Here is a 6,217-nt window from a genome sequence, read left to right on the forward strand (position 1 = left end):
GGATCGACATAATGAAAATGGAAAAAGCAACAGTCGTCTTTAATATCATTGGTTACGTGTTGATTACCATCTTGACAGTGCTGTGCCTGCTGCCATTCGTTCTAATTGTCTCCGGCTCATTTACGCCGGAGATAGAGATTGTGAAAGCGGGCTTTAAGCTGATACCGGAAACATTCTCTCTGGATGCTTATAAGGCAGCTTTCAGTAATCCGAAGCAAATCTTTGACGGCTACCGTGTCACGATTATGATCACTGTCATTGGTACCATAGTAGGTTTGTTCCTGACTTCAATGGGCGGATTCGTTCTTTCGCGCAAAGATTTCAAATACCGGGATCAGCTTTCATTCTTCATCTACTTCACGACGCTGTTCAGCGGTGGCCTTATTCCATGGTACATCCTGATTACGAAGCACTTGGATTTGAAAGATACTTATCTGGCACTTATTCTCCCGTCGCTCCTTAGCGCTTGGAACATTATCTTGATGAAGAACTTCATGAAATCGATACCGGATTCGATCGTTGAATCGGCCAAGATTGATGGAGCAGGCGAATTTACGATTTTCCTGAAGCTGATCCTTCCGCTTTCGGGCCCTGGTCTTGCCACAATCGGTTTGTTCATGTCTCTTGGTTATTGGAATGACTGGTTCCTGGCGAATCTGTTTATTACAAGTGAGTCGCATTACCCGCTGCAATTCCTGCTGTACAAAATCTTGGCAAGTGCAGCCGTTCTGAAGACGAACGTTGCAGGCAACTTGTCGCCGGACTTCCAACCACCGGCAGAGACGCTCAAGATGGCAGCAGCTGTTATCGCAACTGGTCCTATCGTATTCTTGTATCCGTTCGTACAGCGGTTCTTCGTTAAGGGCCTCACGATCGGCGCGGTAAAAGGTTAGTACCGGCTTTAAGCCGGCTGACATATAGGCGTACCAAATAAAAGGAGGAGTCATTACCATGAAAAAGATAAAAACGATGGGCACGCTGCTCGTTTCGACAGCTGTGATGGCTAGCATGCTCGCAGCATGCGGTTCCAACAATTCCAACAACACGAATGCAGGTTCAAACGAAGGTACAGAAGCAAGTGCAAACACGGGTTCCAACAAGGCTGATGCAAAAGCACCGGATACTTCGAAAAAGGTTGAATTAGTCTGGTATCTGCTCGGCGATCCTGCAAAAGATCAAGCAAAGGTTACTGCTGAGCTTAACAAAATGCTCGAGAAAGATCTGAACACAACGATTAAGCTGAACTTTACAACTTGGACAGACTGGCAGACGAAATACAACCTGCTTCTTGCTTCCGGAGAGAAAGTTGATATGCTCTTCGCTTCCTCGTGGGCGGATTTCTATAAATTCGCGAACCAAGGTGCGTTTATGCCTCTGAATGATCTCTTGCCAACTTACGCTCCTACAACTTGGAGCAGCGTATCCGAGCAAGATTGGAAAGAAGCAACAGTTAACGATAAAATCTATGCCGTTCCAGCAACCTATCCAGAATATACACCGGATGGCCTTGTGTACCGTGAGGACTGGAGAGAAGAACTTGGTCTTCCTGAGATTAAAGACCTTGCTTCCATCGAGGCTTACCTCGAAGGCGTGAAGAAATCCAAGAACATAACGCCAATCAATGGCAAAGCATACAACGAAATCTTTACCATGTTCAAATCTTATGAAGGCTTCCAACAAATCGGCGGCGACAGCGGCGTCATCGTATCGAAATCATATGATACTCCTCGTGATATCGTAGCTTATCCATTCACTCCAGAGTTTGAGGAGTGGGCGAAAACAATGAAAACTTGGGCACAAAAAGGCTTCTGGAAATCCGATACGCTGTCGGACCAAAAAGAAGCTGGTGACGCCATTAAAACAGGTCAAGGCGCTGCATACTGGCGTAATGCTCCAGGCGCAGGCGGCTTCATTACAGGTCTGCAATCTTCGAACCCTGAAATTACAATGGGCTACTTCCCGTTCAGCCGTTTCAAAAACCTGACAATGCCTACACTGTCGGTTAACAATGCAATGGCGATTCCGAAAAGCGCACCAAATGCAGAACGTTCCCTGATGGTATTGGACAAACTGCGTAACGATCCGAAGTACTATGACCTGATCAACTACGGTCTTGAAGGTACTCACTACTCGATGGACGCTGATGGCAAACACATCGTTACACCTCCTGCAGGCGTAGCTGCTAAAGGCTTTATCGGCTATGATATTGCAACTTGGGGCTTGCGTGTAGAGTCGATGGAACGTAAGAAACAAGCTGGCGGCTGGGAAGGCTTTGACGCTTTGCTGGAAGAATTCAAATCGCAAAGCAAACCAAACATCTTCGCTCAAGTTATCATGGACTACAATCCGGTTAAATCGCAGCAAGCTGCTGTAAACTCGGTTATCCAGCAGTACGGCATGCCTCTGATGATGGGTCTTGTTCCGGACGTGGATAAGGCGATTGCGACGTACCGTAAACAGCTTGAAGCGGCTGGCGTGAATGAAGTACTGAAATATGTTCAAGAGCAAGCAAACGCTTCTTTTGATGCACAAGGAATAAAGTAATAGGCTTTGCATGACCAAAGGGGATGTGTGACCTGTGCGTAGGGCGAGAAGTCCATGCGCATTCGTCCTCATCCCCTTTTTATTTTGAACCATAGAGATAGGAGAGACATCATGCTGAAAACAACTTTAACGTTAGAAACGATTAACGGCGTGAACATTCCGTTCCAGAATGGGATGCCTGTGCCTTCCTTTGAACCACAAACAAGAGCGAATATCGCTTTGAATGGGGAGTGGCTGAAACGCCGCCTGGCTATGGATCATGATTTCTCAATGGCACCACGTAGTGCGGACTGGCTGGCTGAGCTCGAGCAGAGGGAAGGGGAGTATGTAGGCGAGGCTTCTACAGCGCAATGGCAGAAGCACGCAATACCTTCACCGGAAAATGCATTGACTGGATTGCCGGAGGCAAATGCAGCTGAAACGTATGAAGACGGCGTTTGGTACCGCAGAAGGTTCACGGTTGCGAGTAAAAATGAAGGATATGCCTACACGCTCAAGGCGCTTGGTATTAGCTATGTTGCAGATATTTGGCTGAATGGGCAATGGATCGGCAATCACGAGGGCGGATTTACTCCGTTTGCCTTCGATATTACAAACTTGCTCCGCGCAGGTGATAACGAGATTCGGATTCGCGTTGATAACCCGCCATGGGGCAGCAGAGTCGATACCATTCCTGCCGTTGCGGGTACAGATTTCTTCAATTACACCGGTATTATTCATGATCTCTATATTGAAGTAACGCCTAAGGCTTCAATCGTTCGGGCAGATATTATCCCACAAGATGTGCAAGGCAAGTTGGACGTGAAGGTTGTGCTGCATAACCGAGGGAACGATGCGGTGCAGGTGGGACTAAACGGCAGTTTACTTGAAGCCGATCCGGAAGCACCGAATTTCCTTAGTTCGCCGCTGGCTTCCACGCTGACCGGCGTGACGGCGGTTACGGACCAGCCCATGACAAGTGAACTGCTGCTTCAGCCGGGCGAGGTGAGAGTTGTACGGTTCGAAGTAACGGTACAGAATCCGAAGCTATGGTCGGTATGGCAGCCGAATCTGTATGTCGCAACGTTTACATTGACGTCCGTTGGCACGAACCTGCTGGCACAGGATATGTTCAGCACCCAGTTCGGCATTCGGACGGTGGGTACGGATAAGACAAAAATTTTGCTGAATGAACAGTCCGTCTTTTTGGCTGGTATTGCTCGCCATGAAGAATGGCCAGACACAGGCCGGACAGCAGCGTGGAATCGAATCCGGGAAGACTTGGAGCAGATCAGAGCTCTGAACGTTAACATGGTAAGAACGGGGCATTATCCGAACCATGTCTACACGTATTTGCTTCTGGATCGGATGGGACTACTTGCGATGAGCGAAATTCCGCTGTGGCAGTTCGAGACCGAGCATTATGAAGCACAAGCTGAGAAACGTCTCGCTGATCAAATGTGGCGGGAGATGGTATTTTCCCAGTACAACCGCCCATCCGTCGTTATGTGGAGTACGCAAAATGAATCGAAGGATGTATGGCTGCGTCTCGCTTATAACGAGCGTCTTGCAGCGGATCTGAGAGAGAACTACAACGATGGACGTTTGCTGACGCAAAGCTCGGCGGCCGATCAGCCAGGTCCACATGATCCGTCGATGGCTCCTCTGGATGTAGCAGCATGGACGATGTACTTTGGTATTTTCCACGGCAGCACCTATTACGAAGGTACAAAACACTTCCTTGAAGAGGCGCATCGCATTTTCCCTGATAAGCCGATTCTGAATACGGAATTTGGGAACTGGTCCTCCGGCGGTAATGAAGGTGAGCAGGTTGTTACTTATGAAGAGACGATGCGGGCTTTGATGGAGCAAGGGACGGTCAATGCAGAAGGACAAGTGAATCCGGATGGTTATGTAGCGGGGATCGACTTCTGGATTGTGTATGACTGGTATGTGAACCACAATAACTGGATCGACACCTTTGGCATTATTCATATGGATCGCAAGACCGAGAAGCCGGTAGCTTCGCTCATACGCCGTGATTACGGAGTTATTACCCAGCAATATTTATAAGCTAGAGGAGGAAACGGAATGTCTACTTTAATCAAATCTGCCGTAACAACGCTTGAAGTTGAAGCATGGCTTAGTTCAGAAATGACTCCAGGGGACACCCGCTGGTTTGAAGGGCCTGCAGATCCTGCGTATGCTCTAAGCTTGCAGCCAAAGCTTAAGTTAACGGCACCTTCTGCATCGGATCTGCCAACCATTCTCGTCACGCCTGCCCACACTTATCAGCAAATGCTAGGGATTGGTACATCGGTAGAGGACACCACGATTAATAATCTATCGAAAATGGATGCGGCAACCCGTGCCAGCTTTATTCAGCAGCTCGCTGATAAGGAATCGGGTCTTGGCTTTAATCTATTTCGGATTACAATCGGGACGTCGGATTTTACGGCTCAGCCTTTCTATACGTACAATGATCTTCCTGAAGGAGAGACGGACTTCGATATGAAGCATTTCTCTATTCAGAAGGATGTTGACCTCTCTATTATAGAGACGGTGCAGGCACTGCTTCAGGCAGCGCCAAATGTGAAGATTTTTGCTTCACCTTGGAGTCCACCTGCCTGGATGAAGACAAACGGTGATTTGAAGCGGGGAAGCCTGAAGGAAGGTGCGGAGTATACGGCGGCATTGGCAAAGTATTACCGCCTTGCTATTCAAGCCTTTGAGGAGCAGGGGATTCCTGTTGGTGCGATGACGATGCAGAACGAGCCGCTTCTTGAGACCGATTATCCAAGCTGCTATATGTCGCCCGAACGTCAGCTTGAGCTGGCGATTGCACTGAAGCGTGAATTTGACGAGCATGGCCTATCGACAAAGCTGTGGATCTTCGATCATAATTTTGCCGATGCCATGGGTTATGTGACGCCGATTCTGAATGATTCGGAAGGATATAACGTGGTAGACGGGATCGCTTTGCATGATTATGACGGTTCGCCGGAAGTCATGAGCGAGATTCATGCCGCTTACCCAGAGAAGCCGATCTATTTGACTGAGCGTTCGTTGTGGGGCACAGCCGGAGCTGACCGTATGGCACAGTATTTCCGCAACTATGCCAGCAGCTACAACGCATGGGTGACGATGCTGGACAGTCAGATTGGCACTCACCAATGGCTGGGACAGCCGGGACCAACCATGTTCGTGCAGGATGCTGCCCAGCCTAACCGCTACTGGCGGACACCGGAGTTTAACATGCTTGCCCAGTATTCCCGGTTTGTTGAACCAGGCGCATACCGGATCGGCAGCACCTACGGCTCAACGGAGACCGTAACCAACGTTGCTTTCCGTAATCCGGACGGCAGCCTTGTAACAGTCGTGATCAACCAGACGCAAGAAGAGCAGTCTTTCCGCGTACTGTGCGATGGCCAGCAGTTCATCGCAGCACTCCCAGCCGGCACAGTTGGCACGTACCGCTGGATTCAATAGAAGTTGTAAGCCGATCTTGAACCCCAGGTTCAAGATCGGCCTTTTTTGTATGTAATCACAGTATTGTAGTTCTGCGCAGTCTCCCCAAGGGGCGTTGCTCGACCCCAAACCCCAAACCCCAAACCCCAAACCCCAAACCCCAAACCCCAAACCCCAAACCCCAAACCCCAAACCCCAAACCCCAAACCCCAAACCCCAAACCCCA

4 protein-coding genes are annotated in these 6,217 nt (G+C 49.1%); all 4 read left to right on the top strand.

What is annotated here, in order from left to right; translation table 11 throughout:
- Positions 1–11: 11 nt before the first annotated feature.
- The 4 genes from FHS17_RS11075 to FHS17_RS11090 all read left to right on the top strand — a co-directional run bounded on the left by FHS17_RS11075 (position 12) and on the right by FHS17_RS11090 (position 6,012).
- On the top strand, positions 12–893 hold the full coding sequence (locus tag FHS17_RS11075; RefSeq protein ID WP_167278466.1) for a carbohydrate ABC transporter permease: 882 nt from the start codon (positions 12–14) through the stop codon (positions 891–893).
- A 58-nt stretch (positions 894–951) separates the two neighbouring features.
- The gene (locus FHS17_RS11080; RefSeq protein ID WP_167278467.1) at positions 952–2,544 is read left to right on the top strand and encodes an extracellular solute-binding protein; all 1,593 of its coding nucleotides are present in this window, start codon (positions 952–954) and stop codon (positions 2,542–2,544) included.
- Between the two features lie 111 nt (positions 2,545–2,655).
- Entirely contained in the window at positions 2,656–4,596 is a 1,941-nt protein-coding gene (locus FHS17_RS11085; protein ID WP_167278468.1) for a glycoside hydrolase family 2 TIM barrel-domain containing protein, read from the top strand.
- 18 nt (positions 4,597–4,614) lie between these two features.
- Complete coding sequence (locus FHS17_RS11090) at positions 4,615–6,012, top strand: glycoside hydrolase family 30 protein (protein WP_167278469.1); 1,398 nt, start codon at positions 4,615–4,617, stop codon at positions 6,010–6,012.
- Positions 6,013–6,217 lie beyond the last annotated feature (205 nt).

Origin of the sequence: Paenibacillus lupini (assembly GCF_011761355.1) — a bacterium.
Lineage (GTDB): Bacteria > Bacillota > Bacilli > Paenibacillales > Paenibacillaceae > Pristimantibacillus > Pristimantibacillus lupini.